The organism is Dyella sp. KRB-257 (assembly GCF_049445995.1).
GTDB lineage: Bacteria > Pseudomonadota > Gammaproteobacteria > Xanthomonadales > Rhodanobacteraceae > Dyella_A.
This window is the reverse complement of sequence record NZ_JBMSDZ010000010.1, coordinates 91,004-110,300: the sequence shown is the minus strand read 5'-3', so window position 1 is coordinate 110,300 and position 19,297 is coordinate 91,004. Positions and strand designations below refer to the sequence as shown.

Here is a 19,297-nt window from a genome sequence, read left to right as displayed (position 1 = left end):
TTTCCACACCACCCAAGGAAGCAAACCATGAAGATTTATGACATCAAAGGCTTTCCCAATCCTGCGCGCGTGCGTATGGCACTGGCGGAGAAGGGGATGATGGATCGGATCACGTTTGTCGGTGTCGACGTGCCTGGCGGCGAACACCGGCAACCCGCGTTCCTGGCTAGAAACCCTTCGGGTACCGTTCCGGCACTGGAGCTCGACGACGGCACCATGATCTCCGAGTGCACGGCGATCACCGAGTACCTCGACCACCTCGATGGCAATCCCACGCTGACGGGCAACACGGCGCGCGAGCGCGCCATCATCCACATGATGCAGCGCCGCGCTGAGGCCGGCCTGCTTGATGCGGCTACCGACTACTTTCACCACGCCACGCCAGGGCTGGGCCCGGATCTGGAGAGCTACCAGAACAAGGAATGGGGCGAAATGCGCCGCGAGCGGGCGATTGCCGGCATGCGTTATCTGGACAGCGTGCTGGCCGAGCGCCCCTACCTGGCCGGGGACGCCTTTTCCATGGCCGACATCACCGCGTTCGCGGGGCTCAACTTTGCCGGCTTCGCCAAGATCGAGACGCCCGCCGGGCTCAGCCATCTCGAAGCCTGGCGTGCCCGCGTGGCCGCGCGCGCCAGCGCAGCAGCCGTCTGAGCACACCGACTGCACTGGAGCCGACATGCAGCTGAATGCGGATTTTTCACAGCGCGTCGCAGTCCACGCCGCGACCCTGGATTGGGTTCCTTCACCCGTGGCAGGTATCGATCGGCGCATGCTGGACCGGATCGGCGGGGAGGTCGCGCGCGCGACCTCCATCGTCCGCTACGCGCCCAACAGCCACTTTTCGCCGCATACCCATGGCGGTGGCGAGGAGTTCTTGGTGCTCGACGGTGTGTTCCAGGATGAAACCGGCGACTTTCCGGCCGGAAGCTACGTGCGCAACCCACCGCAAAGCCGCCATGCGCCGGGCTCGGCGAGCGGCTGCACGATCTTCGTCAAGCTCTGGCAATTCGACCCGCTCGACCGCATTTCCCTGCGCCTGCATCCCTCTGCGCTGGAGTTCACGCCAGAGGAGTTGCGAGCCGGTGTCGCGGTCAAGCCGCTGTTCCGTGACGCCTGCGAGGAGGTCCGGCTGGAACATTGGGGACCGCACACCCGCGTGCGGTGGCCGGTACTGCCCGGCGGCGGCGAAATCCTCGTGGTCGACGGGATGTTCCACGAAAGTAACGAGCACTTCGGCCGGCTGTCGTGGCTACGGCTGCCACCGGGTGCTGCGCTCGATGCGCACGCCGGACGCGACGGCTGCCAACTGTGGGTGAAAACCGGCCACCTCGCCCGCCCATCCAGCCCGCCTACCGGTGGTGGCGCCTGCTGACGCGCCGCAGCTCTCGCAGCTCTCCCACGGGACGTCTTCGCCGGCAGGCGCAGGACCTCGAGCCATTCACAAGAACTAAGGATTCGACATGACAGACGATCTCTCACCGCTTCCGCCGTCGCTGACCTCGCGGGTGGCGATTGTCACCGGTGGCGGGCGCGGACTGGGCCGGGCGATGACCCTCGGGCTGGCCCGCGCGGGAGCGCACGTCGTGGCCACCGCCTCGCGGGAGTCGGCCGAGCTCGACGCCGTGGCGCGCGAGGCGGGCGACGGTCGTGTGTTGCCACTGGTGGCCGACGTCACTCGCGCCGCCGATTGCGCGCGCGTGGTGGCCACGGCGCTGGAGCACTTCGGCCGGCTGGATATCCTGGTCAACAACGCCGGCCGCGGCATGAAGTACGTCAGCGAGCGGTTTCTGAGCGAACCGGCGCGCTTCTGGGAAGTGGCCCCGGAGGTGTGGCAGATGGTGATCGACACCAACGTCAACGGCCCGTTCCTGATGGCGCGCGCGGCCGCGCCCACGATGCTGCAGGCCGGCCGGGGCCGCATCGTGAATATCTCGATGAACCACGAGACCATGCGTCGGCGTGGCTTCTCGCCCTACGGCCCGTCCAAGGCCGCGCTGGAATCGGAAACCCTGATCTGGGCGCAGGACCTGGCCGGCACGGGCATCACGGTCAATGCCCTGCTGCCCGGCGGCGCCACCGCCACCGGCATGATCCCCGCCTCGGTGCCCGAACAGGTTCGCGCACAGCTGCTCGACCCGGACATTATCGTGCCACCACTGCTTTGGCTCGTTTCCGACGCGTCGGACAGTATCAGCGGACAACGACTGGATGCCTCGCGCTGGCGCACGGACCTCCCCGCGACCGATGCGGCCAAGGCCGCCATACAGGGCGCGGGTTGGCCGGTCGGCGCCGCGTAACATCTGCGCCGCGGTGACATCGATGCGGGGGTGTCGAATGCCTGCAGCACGAGTGCGTGCAAGACGTCACGCTTGATCATCGTCACGATGGCGTCTCGTGCTAGCGCGCTAGACTCGCCTGACATGTCCCGCATGCCGCACTGATGGGTAGTGCGTGCGCGGAGGAAGCCTTTTTTGATGGTTACGAAGTCAGGCGACCTTGCGCAGCACCTGCTGCAGCTCAGCCACGTCGAGGGTGAAATCGAGCGGAACCTGGATCGGCTGGGCGGCGTTGCGCTTGTCGTTGTAGACGTCAACGTCGGTCTTGAGCTGCACGCAGTCATCGACGATCTGATGGCGTCGCTGCGCGAACGATTTCTGAAAGTGGGTATGGGGCGCGTTGGGATCGTCCATATCGGCCCACAGGGAGATCGACTTGGTGCCGCGCTTTTCCAGCGCCGCGTGTTTGGCGCGATAGCGTCGGCCGTGACGATCCACGCGGTATTCTTCGCGGAACGCTTGCGCAATGTCGCTGGCGATCGCGTCGATGACCGTGGTCAGGTTGGGCTTGTGCAAGCCGTTGCGGTACGCCCACTCGGCGACGGCGTGAGGATCGAGCAGCCCGTCGGCGCCGACCTCCGCCTTGTAGCGCTCGACGTACTCTTTGACTGCATTCGAAATAACCCGACATCGCGGTGTGCTCCTGTTATGCCGTGTGAACCACGCCCCAGCCGTCCGTGATGGCGGAGGACGTCACGAATTGCCGAACCTTGACCTGGTACTTGCGAAACAGGTCATACCGACCCAATCGACGCTGCAACTGGCCGACGACGATGCCCGCATGCACGTTGAGATCTCGGTCGACGATGAATGATGTGCGATGCGCGGGCGCACTATTCGGAACCCGAAGTCGCAGTGAAGTGAACAAAGCGCGGAGATCGGTTGATCTGTTCAGTGCATGTTTTGGTGCGACAGGTGTGCGGTGAGTGCGTCGCACAAGCACGTCCTTTCGGGACCACGCTGCAAGCCTTGCTTCCGGCAGCTATCAACGCTGCTGCGCCAGCTACGGCTGGCGTGCTGCCGCCGGCTCGCCAAGTTCGACCAGGAATTGTTCCACCGCGTCATTGAACGGATCGTTTTGATCGCCAGCCACCATGTGGCCGGCCCCGTCGACTTCGATTGCTCGTGCGCCACAGATCAGCGCCAGCAAATCATCCACCCCCTTCTGGCTGACCACGTCGCTCAGCTTGCCGCGCACCAGCATGGTGGGCAGCGTGATGGCGCGTGCGGCGCGGCGCAACCGCTGAGCCGCCCGGGTTCCATCGGGACGACGGTCACTGTGGATCAGCGCCGGATCCCAGTGCCAGTAAAACCTTCCGTTCCCGGCTTGTCGGACATTCTTGCGCAGGCCTTGGGGATTGGGCGCCCGGGGGCGTTGTGGCAGATAGGCCGTGACGGCGGCTGCCACTTCGTCGAGGGTGTCGAAGCCGTCCAGGTTGGCGCGCATGAAGGCGTGTATCCGCCGCAGGCCGGCTTCCTCCATGCGCGGCACTACGTCCACCAGCACCAGCCCGCGCGCGATCGTTCGCTCGCACTCGCCCACCGCCAGCAACGAGGTGATGCCGCCCAGTGACGCGCCGATCAACACCGGTGGACGCTGCAGCTGGCCCAGCACGGCATGCAGGTCGGCGACAAAGGCATCGACGCTATAGTCACCCTGCGGTGCCCAGTCGCTGTCGCCATGGCCGCGAAGATCCAGCGACACGGCGTGGTAACCGAGCTGTACCAGATGCCGTGCCAGCTTGTTCCAGGAGTGCCGGGTCTGGCCGCCACCATGCAGCAGCACCACGGTGGGGCGGGTCGGATCGCCACCGACATCCGCTGCCAGGCGGATGCCTGCGCTGCCTTGAAAGTGCTGCAATTTCACCGGCGTTCCCGGTCCGGCCCCGGCGCGGGCGTATACCGGCGTCTTTGGCCGGCCGCTCATCCGGTCGCGCCCCCCAGTTCGCTCTCGGTGAGACTGGCGAAGCCCCGGCCGGCCGCAGCCAGGCGTTTCAGCAGTGCGGCCTGGCTCCAATAACCATGTTCGTTGCCCAGTTGGGCGGCATAGTGATCCATGCGCGCGGCAATGGTGGAGAGGCCCAGCTGATCGGCCCAGAACATCGGGCCGCCGAGATAGTCGGGGAAACTGTAGCCGTTGATCCATACCACGTCGATGTCACCCGGGCGATAGGCGATGCCTTCTTCCAGAACCTTGGCGCCCTCGTTGATCAGCGGATAAAAACACCGCTCGATGATCTCCTGCTCGGCGATGTCGTGGCGGCGGATTATGCCATGGCGGGCGGCCAGCGCCGCGCAGATCTGCTCGATGGCTGGATCGGGCAGTGGCGTGCGACCCTCGTAACGGTAAAACCCGCTGCCGGTCTTCTGCCCGTACCGGCCCAGTTCCATCAGCTTCAGCGCCACCGCCCGGTAGGTCGGACCCGCCAGCAGCTGGCCGCTCTTGCCGCGCTCGATCACGACCTTGGCGACCACATCCACGCCGGCCAGATCGAGCATGCGGAACGGCCCCATCGGCAGTCCCAGTGATTCCACCGCCGCATCCACCTGTTGCGCTGTCGCGCCTTCCAGCAGCAGCTGCTCGGCTTCACGCAGGTAACACTCCGCCATGCGATTGCCGATGAAGCCGTAGCACACCCCGGACACCACTGGCACCTTGCCGATGGTGCGGGCCAGCTTCACCACCGTGGACAGCACGTCCGTGCCGGTGTGCGCGCCGCGCACCACCTCCAGCAGCCGCATCACATGCGCCGGGCTGAAGAAATGCATGCCCAGCACATCGGCGGGTCGCCCGCTGGCTTGGGCCAGCGCATCCACGTCCAGCGATGAGGTGTTGCTGGCGATGATCGCGCCCGGCCGGCAAACCTGTCCCAGTCGGGCACAGACCTGTTTTTTCAGGGCCAGGTCCTCGAACACCGCCTCGATGACCAGGTCGCACTCGGCCAGCTCGGGGTAATCCAGCGCACCACGCAGCAGGCTCATGCGCTGATCAAGCTGCGCGGGGCTGAGGCGCCCCTTGGCGACCGCTGCCTCGTAGTTCTTGCGCACGATGCCCAGACTGCGGTCCAGCGCGGCCTGGGTCGTCTCGACGATGACCACGGGCATGCCGATGTTGGCGAAGTTCATGGCGATGCCGCCGCCCATGGTACCGGCGCCCACCACGCCCACACGGCTGATCGATCGCGGCGTCAGGTTGCCGGAGAGTCCAGGGATCTTGCTCACCTCGCGTTCGGCAAAGAAGCGATGACGCAACGCCGCCGACGCGGGCGAATGCAGGCATTCGCCGAACAGGCGCTGCTCGGTGGCCAGCCCCTGGGTGAATGGTTGTGTCACGGCCGCTTCGACACACGCGATGATACGCACGGGTGCCGGATTGCCGCTGCGCTGCTGCGCCAGCGTCTGCCGGGCCTGTTCGAACAGACCAGCAGGCACCGAGGCCGGATTCACCGGCAAGGCGCTGGCCCGCCGCTGGGGGCGATGCTCCTCGATCACCCGGTGGGCGAAGACGATCGCCGCGTCCAGCAGGTCACCGTCGACCACCTCATCGACGATGCCCAGTGCGAGAGCCTGATCGGCAGCCACCTGTTTGCCGGACAGGATCAATTCCAGGGCGGCCTTGGCCCCTATAAGCCGCGGCAGGCGCTGGGTGCCGCCGGCGCCCGGCAGCAGTCCCAGGTGCACTTCGGGAAGGCCGACCTTGGCCGAGCGTGAGGCCACCCGGAAGTGGCTGACCAGCGCCAGCTCCAGGCCGCCGCCCAGCGCGGTGCCGTGCAGCGCTGCCACGACCGGTCGGGCGTAGCCGTCGAGCAGGCCGAACAGTTCATGGATGTCCTCGGTGGACGGTTGCCCGGAATCGAATTCCGCGATGTCCGCGCCGGCGACGAAAGTGCGGCCGGCGCAGTACAGCACGACCGCACTGACCCGGCTGTCGGCGGCCGCCTGGCGCAGCGCCTTGACTAGTCCCTCGCGCACACCGCGCGACAATGCGTTCACTGGCGGATTGTCGATGCAGACCAAGGCCACGTCTTCGCGGACTTCCAGGATTACCAGGGGCTTGTTCACGGGAGGTTTCCTCGTTGTGCGCATGTTTGATCAGCGGCGCGCAGAACACGACCGGCTGGAATCGATGGAAGATCACGCAGCGACAGGGCGTCGCTGCCGGCAGAAATCGGCGGGTGACGGTTCCTGGCGGAGAATCACCAGCCGGCGCGAACCGGCGAAAATTTCCCTCGGTGGCAAGCCGTAGACCTGCCGGATGACGTGGCTGAAATGGGTCGAGTCCGGATAGCCCACGTCCAGCGCGATATCCACCAGCGAACTGCGCCGATTGACGTGATGGAGCAGCGAGCGAGCGCGCTTCCACGCCTGAAACTTGCGAAAGGCGACGCCCGTTTCCTGCTTGAAAAGGTGCAGGAAACGCGAAAACGACAAGCCGGCCTCATCGGCACAGACTTCCCCACTGTGGTGACCGGCAGGGTCGCGCGCGATTCTCTCGATGGTGGCCGCAACACGGTGATCCAGGTTGCGCGCAGCCAATGTTTGACCCCAGAACAACCGATCCGAATCGCGCGTGTCCAGCGGCCGGCCGCCGTCAAAGGTCTGCAGATAGGCGTAAGCCGCACGGATGCGTTCGAGCGAGGCCATGTCGGTACGGGATGATGGACGCAACACCGCCGGGAGCCGAGCCGGATCGACGCTTTCCGGCTCGATCATGATCGAGCCGATCAGCGGATCTTGCGTGACGATGCGATGCGCGGTGTGCGGCGGCACCACCGCCAGTTCATGCTGCTCCCAACGTTGACCATCCAGGCTCAGGCCGAACGGGCAGCCCATCGACGCGTACAGCGTGATCGAGCCGAAATTGCGCAGCGACGGCGTGCCCAGCAAGCCTCGATAAAACACCCGATCCGGCGTCATCAACAGCATGCGCTCGCGCTCGCTGTGGTGCCGGCCGCCGGAGGAGTTTCTGGTTTGTGTCAAGGCACAACCCTCCCGGTACGCCGACCATCGCGTACGGTACGGTGCTCAGGTCGCATCGGCGTTCGCCGCCGGCAAACCGGCAAACCGGCGCAAATGATGGGCGCGGTCGCCATAGAGATTTCCAAAGGCGGTGAGGCGGCGAAAGTAATGGCCGACATCCAGCTCCTCGGTCATGCCGATGCCGCCGTGGATCTGCACCGCCTGCTGCGCGATGAAGCGCGAGGTCTTGCCGAGATAGGCCTTGGCCGCCGACGCGGCGCGGCGACGCTCGTCGGGCACCTTGCTCTCGACGCGAACCGAGGCCATGTAGACCATCGAACGCGACTGCTCCAGGTCGTTGAACATATCCACCATGCGGTGCTGGAGCACCTGGAAGCTGCCGATCGGGGCGCCGAACTGCTTGCGCACTTTGCTGTAATCCACGGTGCGCTTGAACAATGCCTGCATCGCACCCAATGCCTCGGCACAAGTCGCCACGGTCGCATGATCCAGGGCCTGCTCCAGCCCCGCGAACGCTTGACCGGCTTCACCCAGCAGCGCGTCGGCCGATACCTCCACACCTTCCAGCCGCACTTCGGCAGCCACGCCGCCGCCCAGCACCGCGCAGGATCGCAGCGACACACCGGCGGTCTTGGGATCGACCAGGAACATACTGAGCCCGGCTTCATCCTGCAGCGTACCGGCGGTGCGCGCGACCACCACCAGCAGGTCGGCATTGGGCGCATTGAGCACCATGGTCTTCTCGCCGTTGAGGCGGTAGCCGCCGCTGCCACTGGGCTTGGCGCGCGTGGCGCAGTGGCTCAGGCGGTAACGGGCGCCGTGCTCGTACATCGCCACCGCCAGCTGCAGCTTGCCGTCGATGAGCGGTTCCAGCACGCGCGCCCGTTGGGCGGCGTTGCCGCTGTTCGCCACCAGTCGGCCGCCGAGCACCACGGTGGGGATGAACGGTTCGGTGACCAAGCCGGCGCCAAAGCCCTCCATGATCAGCATCGTTTCGATGGCGGTGCCGCCGAAGCCGCCAGCGTGCTCCGGCAATGGCAACCCCAGCCAGCCGGACTCGGCAAATTGCGCCCATGTCCCGGTATCGATCTGACCCGGTTGCGCAACAGTCGCGAGGTACTGTTTGAAATCGTGGTTTTTCTCGATGAATCGCTCGACGCTGTCGCGGATCATCCGCTGTTCGTCGCTGAGGGAGAAGTCCATGCGGATTTTCCTCAGTGTCCGCCGCCAAGAAGTTGCTTGGCGATCACGTTTTTCTGGATTTCGTTGCTGCCGCCGTAGATCGAGCTGGCACGCAGGAAGTTGTAGCGCACCGTGGCGCTGTCGAAAGCCGGGTCGCCGGCCGGCTCGGTGCTCAGCCAGGGCAGGGCGTCTTGACCGCCCAGATCCACCATCGCCTCGGAAATCGCCTGCTGCAGTTCGGTGCCGCGGATCTTCAGGCCGGAGGACTCGGCGCCGGGTGCCTTGCCCCGGGCCAGCCGGTCCAGCGCACGCAGGTTGGTGTATTCGAGCGCCAGCAGGTCGATTTCCAGCTCGGCGATGCGTTCGCTTACGCCCGGTTCGTCGATGAGGGCATGGCCATCGACACGATGCCGGACGGCCACCGCCTTGAGCCGTCCGATCTCGTATTTCGAATCGGCCACGCCGGCGATCGTGGTGCGCTCGAAGGTGAGCAGATACTTGGCGATCGTCCAGCCCTGGCCTTCCTGGCCGACCAGGTTTTCCACCGGCACCCTGACATCGGTGAGAAATACTTCGTTGAGATGATGGTGACCGTCGATGGTGATGATCGGCCGGATCTCGATACCGGGGCTGCGCATGTCGATCAGGAGGAACGAGATGCCTTGTTGTCTGGGTACGTCCGGGTGGGTGCGCACCAGGCAGAACATCCAGTCGGCCCAGTGGGCCTGGGTGGTCCAGATTTTCTGGCCATTGACGACGTAGTGATCGCCATCGCGGCGCGCCTGGGTTTTCAGGCTGGCCAAGTCCGAGCCGGCGCCGGGTTCGGAATAACCCTGGCACCACAACTCAGTGCCCGCGGCGATGCGCGGAAGGTAACGCTGCTGCTGCCGTTCGTTGCCGAAGGCCATCAGCACCGGCCCCAGCATGGCCAGACCGAACGGGCCTGAATTGGGCGCGCCGGCGGCGGCACGTTCCTCCTCGAAAATGTGGCGTTGGGTGACGGTCCAGCCGGGACCACCGTATTCCTTGGGCCAGGTATAGGCCAGCCAGCCCTTGGATGCCAGGCGCTGCTCCCACGCCATCTGGGTGGCTTTGTCCAGGGGTATCCCGAGTTTGACGCCGGCGGGATCCGGCGGCGCGTTTTCGCGCATCCACTGGCGAACTTCCTCGCGGAACTGGAGTTCCTGCGGGCTGAAGTCGAGATTCATGGTGTGTCATCCTTTTTCGATCGATGCACCCGACGCTCATGCCACGCAGGGCGGGTGACGAAGCGCTTGCTGACCGTGTGCTCGAACCATCACTATCTTTTGGGACGTCGGAGAGCCGTGGCAATCGTCCATTCCGACGAAACACGATGCGGTCTGTCACGACGAGGCGGCCCTTATCGTGGAATCATCCGCCAGGCGACTTCCTCGAAATGCTGCAGCCCGCGTTCCAGAAAGGCGGGCTGGTTCGCGATCACGTCCTTGCGCGACAGCTCCTGGGGGCGATAGTGCGGCCCATACAGTCGTTCGAGTTCAGCCCCGGTTACCGCGAACGGCGGGCCGGGCATGCGCGACTGGTCGTATTCGAAACTGATCAACAATTGTTCCGCCGTGTCGGTCAACTGGACGAGTCGCTGTGCATAACGCGCACGCAGATCGGCCGGCAGTGCCACCAGCGCGGCACGGTCGTAGGTCAGCGCTACCGGACCGAGTTCCTCCGGTGTCAGTTCGAAGAAGTCGCCTTCGAACACGCTCAGCCTGCCACTGCGCCAGAGGCGACCGCCATGCCATGTCGACACAAGGGGTTCGAGGTTCAGCTGCTCGAACAGTTCACCGATGGCGATCTCGCTGAGTTCGATGCCGGTGACGTGAAACCCGGCAAGCGACAGCAGATACGCGATGTCCAGTGTTTTTCCACACAACGGCAGAAACAGCCGGGCATCCGGCGCGAGGTCGAACAGTGGCAGCGACCGCTTGAGGATGGGATGGACAAACGGCAGGTGAAAACCCAGGGCGCGCTTGGTCCATACCGATTTCCAGAATGAAGCTTCCATCGATTTTACTTTTCCGTTCATGCGCGCCCGGATCCGCACGCCGGAGCAGGTTCGTGTCAAGCTGACCGGCGTGCGACAGTCGCTCGGCGGCACGCCGGCCAGCGTCATCCGTTCCGTAGTGCCGGTGCGCCACCAGCGTGATTACCGCGTGCGATCCGCCAGCAGCGTGCGAAGTTCCCGCTTGAGCAGCTTGCCGGCGGCATTTTTGGGCATCGCATCGACGAAGACGATTTCCTTGGGCGCCTTGAAGTGGGCCAGCCGCTCGCGGCAGAACGCCAGCAACTCGTCGGGAGGCAATGCTTCGCCCGTGCGCAGGACCACCACGGCGGTAACCTGCTCGATCCAATGCGGATGGGGCACGCCGATCACCGCCACCTCGGCCACCGCAGCGTGCTGGTAAATCACCTCCTCCACCTCGCGGCTGGCCACGTTCTCGCCGCCGGTCTTGATCATGTCCTTCTTCCGGTCGACCACGGTGAGGTAACCCTCGTCATCCAGCACGCCCAGATCGCCGCTGTGGAACCAGCCGTGGCGAAAGGCCTCGGCGGTTTTTTCCGGGTCATTCCAGTAGCCCAGCATCACATGGGGGCCACGATGGACGATCTCGCCGATCTGTCCCGGCGGCAGCGGCTGGCCGTCGTCATCCACTACGCGGGTTTCCACGTGCAGCACCGCGCGTCCGGCCGAGCCGAGTTTGCGCAGTTGGTCCTCCGGGCGCAGCAGCGTGGCGACCGGACACATTTCGGTCTGCCCGTAGAAATTGAACAGCCTGATCTGCGGCAATCGCCGGAGCAGTTCCTTGATGACCTCGCCGGGCATGATCGAGGCGCCGTAGTAGCCCTTGGTCAGACAGCTCAGGTCGCGCCGGTCGAAGTCGGGATGCCGGAGCAGCGAGATCCACACCGTCGGCGGGCAGAACAGTTTGCTCACGCGTTCGGCCTCGACCGTGGCCAGCAGGCGCGCCGGTTCGGGGTTGGACAGGATGATGTTGGTGGCGCCCAGCGACAGCGCCGGCACCAGCAGCCCATGCAGTTGGGCGCAGTGGAACAGCGGCAGCGCATGGACCTCGGTGTCCCTGCCCGACATTTCGCCGTCGATGATGCAACTGGCGTATTGCGCAATCAGGTTGCGGCTGGACAGCGTCGCACCCTTGGGCCTGGATTCGGTGCCACTGGTGTAGAGGATCTGCAGCGGATCGTCATCGGCAATCTCCACCTGAGGCATCTGCGTGGACGGATGTCGGGTCCAGTCTTCCACCGATTCCCATCCGGCTGGCAAGGCCAGTCCCAGTTCCGGTATCACCCCCCGCAGGCCGACCGGATGGTGCGCCAGTGCCAGCGCCGCCTCGGCCACCGGCAACAGCGCATCCTCCACGATCAGGCCGGTCGCGCCGGAGTGGTCGACGATGTAGGCGACATCTTCACCGGTGAGCATGAAGTTGACGGGAACCAGGATCGCGCCCAGGCGCGCCAGCGCAAAATGCAGCACGACGAACAAGTAGTGGTTGTGCGAGAGCAACGCGACCCGCTCGCCCTTGCCGATACCGCGCTCGGCAAGCGCATGCGCGGTGCGATTGGCCAGCTCGTCCAGTTGGGCATAGCTCAGCCGCGTATCGCCGTAGATGATGGCGGTCTTGTCCGGCACCCGGCAGGTGCTGCGCCACAACAGGTCGCCCAGGGTCTGGCGTCCCATCATGTGGATGGCCAGTCGATCGTTGCTCATGGTTTTATCCTCTTCATTTGCTGGGCGGTTTGGCGGTGACGATACATGGCGACCCGTTCAGCGCGTGCGGGGCAGGGTACCCATGAATTTGGCCAGGATGCCGAGCATCACCTCGTCCGCCCCGCCGCCGATGGAGGTGAGACGGCAATCGCGGTACAGGCGGCTGATCGGGGTTTCGTTCATGAAGCCCATGCCGCCGTAGTATTGCAGGCAGCTGTCGGCGACCTCGCGCGACAGGCGCCCGGCCTTGAGCTTGGCCATGGACGCCAGCCGCGTGACATCGATGCCCTGCACATGCCGCTCCACCGCGCGATAGACCAGCGCACGCAGCGACTCGATTTCCGTTTGCAGCTCGGCCAGGCGGAAGTGCACCGTCTGGTTGTCCAGCAGCGGCTTGCCGAACACGATGCGCTGGCGCGTGTAGTCGATCACGTTCTCGATCGCCCGCTCCATCGAACGCAGCGCGGCCGCCGCCGCCCACAGGCGCTCCTCCTGGAACTGCTGCATCTGGTAGGTGAAGCCGTGGCCCTCATCGCCGATGCGGTAGCGCTGCGGCACCCGCACATCTTCGAAGAAGATCTGCGCCGTGTCCGACGCGCGCATGCCGAGTTTGTCGAGTTTGCGGGCGATGGTCACGCCCTTGCTTTTCATCGGCACGATGATCAGCGATTTGTTGCGGTGCGCCGGTCCTTCGCTGGTGTTGGCCAGCATGCACATGAAGTCGGCCTGGGTGCCGTTGGTGATCCACATCTTGCCGCCGTTGATGACGTAGTCGTCGCCATCCTTGCGCGCGGTGGTGCGCAGCGACGCCACGTCGGAGCCGGCGCCGGGTTCGGACACGCCGATGCAGGCGACGTACTCGCCGGCGATGGCCGGCTTGAGAAACTCCTCGCGCAGCGCATCGGAGCCGAATCGCGCCAGCGCCGGGGTGGCCATGTCGGTCTGCACGCCCACCGCCATCGGAATGGAGCCACCATTGACTTCGCCCAGTGCCTCGCAGAACACCAGGTTGTAGCTCCAGTCCAGGCCCATGCCGCCAAAACGCTCCGGCTTGGCGATACCGAGAAAACCCTGTGCGGCCATTTTCCGGAACAGTTCGTGGGCGGGAAAGATGCCCGCGTTCTCCCATTCATCGACGAAGGGATTGATCTGCTCGGCGACGAATTTCTTGACCGAGGCGGACAGGTTGTCGTGTTCGGCAGTGAACTGCATCCGTGGATTCTCCGGTGCTGTAGTCTTGAGTGAAGTGGATGTAGAGCGGATCTTTTCCGCGCAGCCCGGTGCCATCGATCAGGGTTTGTGCAGCTTTTCCCGCAAGATGTGTTTCTGGATCTTGCCAGTGCCGGTGCGTGGAAATTCGGGTAGCACATGCACCGTCTTGGGTACCTTGAAGCTGGACAGCCGCTGCCGGCAGTGTTCGATCAGCGCCGCCTCATCGGCCAGGGCATCGGCGACCAGCACGACCGCAGCGACCACGGCTTCGCCCCAGTGCTCGTGCGGCACGCCGACCACCGCCGCATCGACGACATCCGGGTGCGCCAGCAGGCAGCGCTCGACCTCGATCGAGGCCACGTTCTCGCCGCCGGTCTTGATCATGTCCTTCTTGCGGTCGCAGAACCACACCACGCCTTCCTCGTCCATCCAGGCGATGTCGCCGCTGTGGAACCAGCCGTGCCGGAAGCTCTCGGCGGTCGGCGCGGGCAGGTTGAGATAACCATTCATCACCTGCGGGCCGCGGTAGACGATCTCGCCGGTTTCACCGGGCGGCAGCAGATTGCCGTCATCGTCCATGATCGCGATGCGCGTCATCGGCGTAGCCACCCCCCATGAGGCGGCCTTGTCCCACTGCTGCTCGGGCAGCTGGAAGCAGGTTGGCGGGGTGAACTCGGTCTGGCCGGAGCCCAGCACCACGTCGGCATGGGGCAACAAGGCATGCACGGCCTCCAGCCGCTCCTGCGACATCGGCGCCATCGCGTACATGGCGCGCGTCACGCAGCTGAAGTCACGTTTGGCCGTGCTCGGTTCGGCCAGCAGCGCGCCGTACATCATCGGCAACATGAACACCATGCTGATTCGGTGTTGCTCGATCAGCTCTCCCACCTTCCCCGCATCGAAGCCCTGGGTCAGCACCACGCAAGCACCGGTCATCAAGGCCGGCAAGGTGGCGGCATTGAGCTGGGCACAATGAAAAAGCGGCAGGATGCACAGCAGGTTCGATTCGGGCGTGAATTTCTGCACCAGGGCCGTCGACAGGGCGGTGATGGTGACCGCCAGATGGCTGGTCAGCACGCCCTTGGGCGAGGCCGTCGTGCCGCTGGTGTAAAGCAGTTGCACGGCATCGCGATCATGCACCGGTACCTGAAGCTCCTCGATGGTGCCACTGGCGACCAGCGCATCGAATGTGCCTGCGGACTTGGCCACCTCCATGTGCGCGTCGCTGCCGATCCAATAGACATGGCGCAGATCGGGCAGCTGCGCGGGAAGCGCCTGGGCCGCGGTGACCAGGGCACTGTCCACGATGAGAACGCGCGCGCGCGAGTCACTCAGGCAATAGGTGATGTCTTCGCCATTCAGTGCCAGGTTCAGCGGGGCGCAAATGAGCCCTGCCTTGGCGCAGGCGAAATAGGTGATCAGCAACTCGGGGATGTTGCGGGCCATCACCGCCACCACGTCCTGCGACGTCAGTCCGAGCGCGAGCAGGGCCTGCCCGAGCCGGTTGGCCCGGTCATCAAGCTGGCGGTAGCTGATGACGCGATCGCCGTCGATGATCGCCGGTCGCTGGGCATACCGTTGCGCCGAACGGATGAGGATGTCACCCGCGCAGACACGCTCGATCATGTTGCGGTCCAAGGCGGGGGAAGACGTGGCAGCGGCTTCGGGTGAACGGGATTCGGATGACATCCTGAAGGCTCTCCTGTCTGCACACCGAAGGGTGTCTGGACGATAGGCACGGTGCGGCGCCGACCTTGCATTGTTTCTTCGCGACCGCAAGCTGTCTTGCGCCAACTGGCTGCCGTCCGTTTTCGTTATTTCACCGCTTGTTCCACGCGGCAAGCTGGACTAGCTTCCACCACCACAGACACGACGAAGGGTGCCCGCCATGACTTCAAAACCGCAGGACCTGGCCCCTGGCGAGTATCTCTCGCCCACCGAATATATCGACGCCGCGCACCCGCAGGTGCGCGCTTTTGCCGAGGATGCGGCACGCGGCGCGCAAACGCCGATCGATGTCGCCCGCACGCTTTACGTGGCGGTGCGCGACGCGATCCGCTATACCCCATATGCCGATCTCACCGATCGCGAAAGCTACCGCGCGAGCAGTTGCCTGGCGGCGGGCCGTGGTTATTGCGTGGGCAAGGCGGCGCTGCTTGCGGCCAGCGCGCGGCACCTGGGCGTACCGGCGCGCATCGGGCTTGCCGACGTGCGCAATCACCTCACCTCGGTGCGCTTGCGCGAGCTGATGGACAGCGATGTTTTCTACTACCACGGCTTTGCGGAGTTGTACCTGGAGGATCGCTGGGTTCGCGTCACGCCGACCTTCGACGCGCGGCTATGCCGCCGGCTGAACGTGTCGCTGCTGGAATTCGACGGCCGCCACGACGCGCTGTTCCACCGCTACAACAGCGCGGGTCAGCAGTACATGGAGTATCTGCGATACCACGGCAGCTGGCAGGACGTGCCAGTGGAGATGCTGATGGCCGAGATGCGGCGGCTGTATCCACGCATGGCCGCTGCCGCGCCAGTGGATGCCGACTTTGCCGCCGAAGTCCGCAGCGCCTAGCTTTCATGGGCGCTGAGTGGAAATGGCCGATCGTCGGCATGTCGCCATGCTCCGGTCTTGGCCGTATCCATCGATCATGCACGACCGTGGTCGTGCATGATCGATGCGTTCGCCAACGGTCAACCGGGTACCGGCATGCCAACTTTTTCACCCGGCCTCGCCGCCCCGGCGTGGGCAGGCCGAATTTCCCAGGAGCATTTCATGAATCAGAAAGTCATCGTGGCGGGGGTCGGCATGATCCCTTTCAGCAAGCCGGGCGCCAGCGCGCCTTATCACCAGATGGGCGCGCAGGCCGCGCGGCAGGCGCTGGCCGATGCGCACCTGGATTACGCGCTGATCCAGCAGGCCTACGTCGGCTATGTCTACGGGGACTCCACCTGCGGGCAACGCGCGCTGTATCCGGTGGGCATGAGCGGCATCCCGATCGTCAACGTCAACAACAACTGTTCCACCGGTTCGAGTGCGCTGTTCCTGGCGCGCCAGGCCATCGTCGGCGGTTCGGCCGAGTGCGTGCTGGCGCTTGGATTCGAGCAGATGGCTGCAGGGGCCATCAAGGCCCAGTTCGATGACCGGCCAACCCCGTTTGAGGAGTTCGACCGGGTGACCGACGAGCTGGTCGGGCATCCTGAGATTCCGCTGGCCATCCGCTACTTCGGCGGGGCCGGCAAGGCCCACATGGACAAGTACGGGACCCGGCTGGAAACCTTCGCCGCTATCCGTGCCAAGGCCAGCCGCCATGCGCTGAACAACCCGCTGGCGCTGTTCCGCAAGGAGGTCTCGGTCGAGGACGTGATGAACGCACCCATGCTGTGGGAAGGCGTGATGACCCGTCTGATGGCCTGTCCGCCCACCTGCGGCGCGGCAGCCGCGGTGCTGTGTTCCGAAGACTTCGCGCGCAGGCATTCCATCGACACCACGGTGCAGATCACGGCGCAGGCGATGACCACCGACTTTCCCGGCACCTTCGAGTTGCACGACATGATGCGCCTGGTCGGTTACGACATGGCCCGCGAGGCGGCGCGCCAGGTCTATGAGCATGCCGGCATCGGACCGGAGGACGTGGATGTGGTCGAGCTGCACGATTGCTTCGCCCAGAACGAACTGATTACCTACGAGGCGCTCGGCTTTTGCGCGGAAGGCGGCGCGGAAAAATTCGTGCTCGACGGTGACAACACCTACGGCGGCAAGGTGGTGACCAACCCGTCGGGCGGGCTGCTGTCCAAGGGGCATCCGCTGGGCGCCACCGGCCTGGCGCAATGCTACGAACTCACTCACCAGTTGCGTGGCACGGCCGACACGCGCCAGGTGCCTGGCGCGCGGGTGGCCTTGCAGCACAACCTTGGCCTGGGCGGCGCCTGCGTGGTGACGCTCTATCAGGCCACGTGAGTCCGGAGACGTTCCCATGATCGACCAGAAACACATCGGCTACGCGCCGCCGGCCACGCAATGGGAGGTGGAAAAAGGCCGCATTGCCTTTTTCGCCAACGTCATCGGGCTGACCGACGCGATGTATTTCGACGAGGCGGCAGCGAAGGCGGCAGGCTATCGCGGCATCGTGGCACCACCCACCTTCGTCTTCGCCGCCGACGGGGATTCGGGCGCGATGATGAAACTCCTCGAGACGCTGCAGATCGACCTGGGCAAGATCCTGCATGGCGAGCAGCGTTTCGAATACCACCGCGCTATCTGCGCAGGCGATACGCTGACCCTGCAGTCGACGGTCAGCGACATCTACGCCAAGAAGAGCGGTGCGCTCGAATTCGTTGTCTATGACACGGTGGTGACCAACCAGTTCGGCGAACACGTAGCCGACCTGCATTCGGTCCTCGTCGTTCGCCACGCCTGACAGGGATGAAACCGTCATGAGCAATGTCACATCCAGGCAGACCAGCATCAAGGTCGGCGATACCATGCCGACGCTGGAAATGCCGCCGATCAGTCGCACCACGCTGGCCTTGTTCGCCGGCGCCTCGGGCGACCACAACCCGATTCACATTGATATCGATTTCGCCCGCCGTGCCGGTGCCGGCGACGTATTCGCGCAGGGCATGCTGTCCATGGCCTACCTGGCCCGTACGCTCACCGAGTGGGTGCCGCAGCGCCAGCTGCTGAGCTATGGCGTGCGTTTCGCCGCGATCACCCACGTCGGCGATTCGGTGCGTTGCCACGGCACGGTGGTGGAGGCGCTCGAGCACGCGGGACGACCGTGCGTGCGCGTCGAGCTATCCGTCGCCAAGCCGTCGGGCGAGATCACCCTGACGGGAGAGGCGATCATCGCACTCGACTGAGCCAGCCACCGCGGCATCACGAACGCTCCATCCGTTCATCCCATTCATCCAGAAGATCCAAGAGAGGCACCATGAGCAAACTTCAAGGCAAGGTAGCCATCGTTTCCGGCTCGGGCCGCGGCATTGGCCGCTCGATCGCGATGAAGCTCGCATCCGAAGGCGCCCGCGTGGTGATCAACGATCTCGATCCGGCGCCGGCCGAACAGACGTTGAAAGACATCCAGGCCGCTGGCGGCCAGGCCATGATGTGTGTCGGCAACGTCACCGCCGACGGCTTCGCCGAGACCTTCGTCAAGGCCGCCATCGAGGGTTTCGGCGGCCTGGACATCATCGTCAATAACGCCGGCTACACCTGGGACAACGTCATCCAGAAAATGACCGACGAGCAGTGGCAGGCGATTCTCGACGTGCATTTGACGGCCCCGTTCAAGATCCTTCGGGCTGCTTCGGAGTTCATCCGCGCCGCCGCGAAGAAGGAGGCCGACGCCGGTCGCGAGGTATACCGCAAGGTCGTCAACATCTCGTCGATCGCCGGCCTGGGCGGCAACGCCGGGCAGGCCAACTATTCCGCCGCCAAAGCCGGCGTGGTGGGTTTGACCATGGCGCTGGCCAAGGAGTGGGGGCGTTACAAGGTCAACGTCAATTGCGTCGCCTTCGGCCTGATCCGAACCCGGCTGACCGAAGCACCGGCCGGCGGCGAGGCTGCCATCGACGTGGAAGGGCGCAACATCAAGGTCGGCGTCAACCCGGATTTGCTGGCCATGATGGAGCGCTCGATTCCGCTGGGTCGTGGCGGAACGCCGGACGAGGCGGCCGGTTCGGTGTACCTGCTATGCACGCCCGAATCCAATTATGTGACCGGTCAAACCCTGCTTTGCACCGGCGGGGTGCCATTCTGAGCGTGCGCGGGACAGCCAGTTCACGCAAGACCTTCTTCACGCTGGTTCGCTAAGCTCAGCGAAGAGGCAGG

At 64.9% G+C, this 19,297-nt stretch carries 18 protein-coding genes; 8 read left to right on the top strand and 10 right to left on the bottom strand.

Annotated features, from left to right (window positions below):
- The first annotated feature begins 27 nt into the window (after window positions 1-27).
- The 3 genes from ACO2Q2_RS10090 (at window position 28) to ACO2Q2_RS10080 (ending at window position 2,297) form a co-directional block, all read left to right on the top strand.
- Window positions 28-651 carry a glutathione S-transferase gene (locus ACO2Q2_RS10090; RefSeq protein WP_423255640.1) on the top strand — a complete coding sequence of 208 codons (624 nt, stop codon included), beginning with the start codon at window positions 28-30 and terminating at the stop codon, window positions 649-651.
- Window positions 652-676: 25 nt separating this feature from the next.
- Window positions 677-1,372: a cupin domain-containing protein gene (locus ACO2Q2_RS10085; RefSeq protein ID WP_423255639.1), complete on the top strand. Its 696-nt coding sequence runs from the start codon at window positions 677-679 to the stop codon at window positions 1,370-1,372.
- Window positions 1,373-1,460: 88 nt separating this feature from the next.
- Window positions 1,461-2,297, top strand: a complete 837-nt coding sequence (locus tag ACO2Q2_RS10080; protein WP_423255638.1) for an SDR family NAD(P)-dependent oxidoreductase — start codon at window positions 1,461-1,463, stop codon at window positions 2,295-2,297.
- Window positions 2,298-2,486: 189 nt separating this feature from the next.
- On the opposite strand, the gene ACO2Q2_RS10075 is transcribed toward ACO2Q2_RS10080, so the two are convergent.
- From ACO2Q2_RS10075 to ACO2Q2_RS10030, 10 genes are all read right to left on the bottom strand, one after another.
- Window positions 2,487-2,852, bottom strand: a complete 366-nt coding sequence (locus ACO2Q2_RS10075) for a hypothetical protein (protein WP_423255637.1) — start codon at window positions 2,850-2,852, stop codon at window positions 2,487-2,489.
- A gap of 487 nt (window positions 2,853-3,339) precedes the next feature.
- Complete coding sequence (locus ACO2Q2_RS10070) at window positions 3,340-4,203, bottom strand: alpha/beta fold hydrolase (protein WP_423255636.1); 864 nt, start codon at window positions 4,201-4,203, stop codon at window positions 3,340-3,342.
- Between the two features lie 56 nt (window positions 4,204-4,259).
- Entirely contained in the window at window positions 4,260-6,398 is a 2,139-nt protein-coding gene (locus ACO2Q2_RS10065; protein ID WP_423255635.1) for a 3-hydroxyacyl-CoA dehydrogenase NAD-binding domain-containing protein, read from the bottom strand.
- Between the two features lie 72 nt (window positions 6,399-6,470).
- On the bottom strand, window positions 6,471-7,316 hold the full coding sequence (locus tag ACO2Q2_RS10060; protein ID WP_423255634.1) for a helix-turn-helix domain-containing protein: 846 nt from the start codon (window positions 7,314-7,316) through the stop codon (window positions 6,471-6,473).
- Between the two features lie 45 nt (window positions 7,317-7,361).
- On the bottom strand, window positions 7,362-8,519 hold the full coding sequence (locus tag ACO2Q2_RS10055) for an acyl-CoA dehydrogenase family protein (RefSeq protein WP_423255633.1): 1,158 nt from the start codon (window positions 8,517-8,519) through the stop codon (window positions 7,362-7,364).
- Between the two features lie 11 nt (window positions 8,520-8,530).
- Complete coding sequence (locus ACO2Q2_RS10050) at window positions 8,531-9,706, bottom strand: acyl-CoA dehydrogenase family protein (RefSeq protein ID WP_423255632.1); 1,176 nt, start codon at window positions 9,704-9,706, stop codon at window positions 8,531-8,533.
- Window positions 9,707-9,879: 173 nt separating this feature from the next.
- Window positions 9,880-10,644: a hypothetical protein gene (locus tag ACO2Q2_RS10045; protein WP_423255631.1), complete on the bottom strand. Its 765-nt coding sequence runs from the start codon at window positions 10,642-10,644 to the stop codon at window positions 9,880-9,882.
- Window positions 10,645-10,677: 33 nt separating this feature from the next.
- On the bottom strand, window positions 10,678-12,258 hold the full coding sequence (locus ACO2Q2_RS10040) for an acyl-CoA synthetase (protein WP_423255630.1): 1,581 nt from the start codon (window positions 12,256-12,258) through the stop codon (window positions 10,678-10,680).
- Window positions 12,259-12,315: 57 nt separating this feature from the next.
- Complete coding sequence (locus ACO2Q2_RS10035; RefSeq protein WP_423255629.1) at window positions 12,316-13,470, bottom strand: acyl-CoA dehydrogenase family protein; 1,155 nt, start codon at window positions 13,468-13,470, stop codon at window positions 12,316-12,318.
- Between the two features lie 78 nt (window positions 13,471-13,548).
- A complete protein-coding gene (locus tag ACO2Q2_RS10030; RefSeq protein ID WP_423255628.1) occupies window positions 13,549-15,264 on the bottom strand; it encodes a class I adenylate-forming enzyme family protein in 1,716 nt (571 codons plus the stop codon).
- Window positions 15,265-15,358: 94 nt separating this feature from the next.
- Between ACO2Q2_RS10030 and ACO2Q2_RS10025 the strand changes: the two genes are divergently transcribed.
- The 5 genes from ACO2Q2_RS10025 to ACO2Q2_RS10005 all read left to right on the top strand — a co-directional run bounded on the left by ACO2Q2_RS10025 (window position 15,359) and on the right by ACO2Q2_RS10005 (window position 19,226).
- Window positions 15,359-16,039, top strand: a complete 681-nt coding sequence (locus tag ACO2Q2_RS10025) for a transglutaminase-like domain-containing protein (RefSeq protein WP_423255627.1) — start codon at window positions 15,359-15,361, stop codon at window positions 16,037-16,039.
- 201 nt (window positions 16,040-16,240) lie between these two features.
- Complete coding sequence (locus ACO2Q2_RS10020) at window positions 16,241-17,425, top strand: lipid-transfer protein (protein ID WP_423255626.1); 1,185 nt, start codon at window positions 16,241-16,243, stop codon at window positions 17,423-17,425.
- Between the two features lie 16 nt (window positions 17,426-17,441).
- On the top strand, window positions 17,442-17,885 hold the full coding sequence (locus tag ACO2Q2_RS10015; RefSeq protein ID WP_423255625.1) for a MaoC family dehydratase N-terminal domain-containing protein: 444 nt from the start codon (window positions 17,442-17,444) through the stop codon (window positions 17,883-17,885).
- A gap of 16 nt (window positions 17,886-17,901) precedes the next feature.
- On the top strand, window positions 17,902-18,327 hold the full coding sequence (locus ACO2Q2_RS10010; RefSeq protein WP_423255624.1) for a MaoC/PaaZ C-terminal domain-containing protein: 426 nt from the start codon (window positions 17,902-17,904) through the stop codon (window positions 18,325-18,327).
- A 71-nt stretch (window positions 18,328-18,398) separates the two neighbouring features.
- Window positions 18,399-19,226 carry an SDR family NAD(P)-dependent oxidoreductase gene (locus ACO2Q2_RS10005; RefSeq protein ID WP_423255623.1) on the top strand — a complete coding sequence of 276 codons (828 nt, stop codon included), beginning with the start codon at window positions 18,399-18,401 and terminating at the stop codon, window positions 19,224-19,226.
- Window positions 19,227-19,297 lie beyond the last annotated feature (71 nt).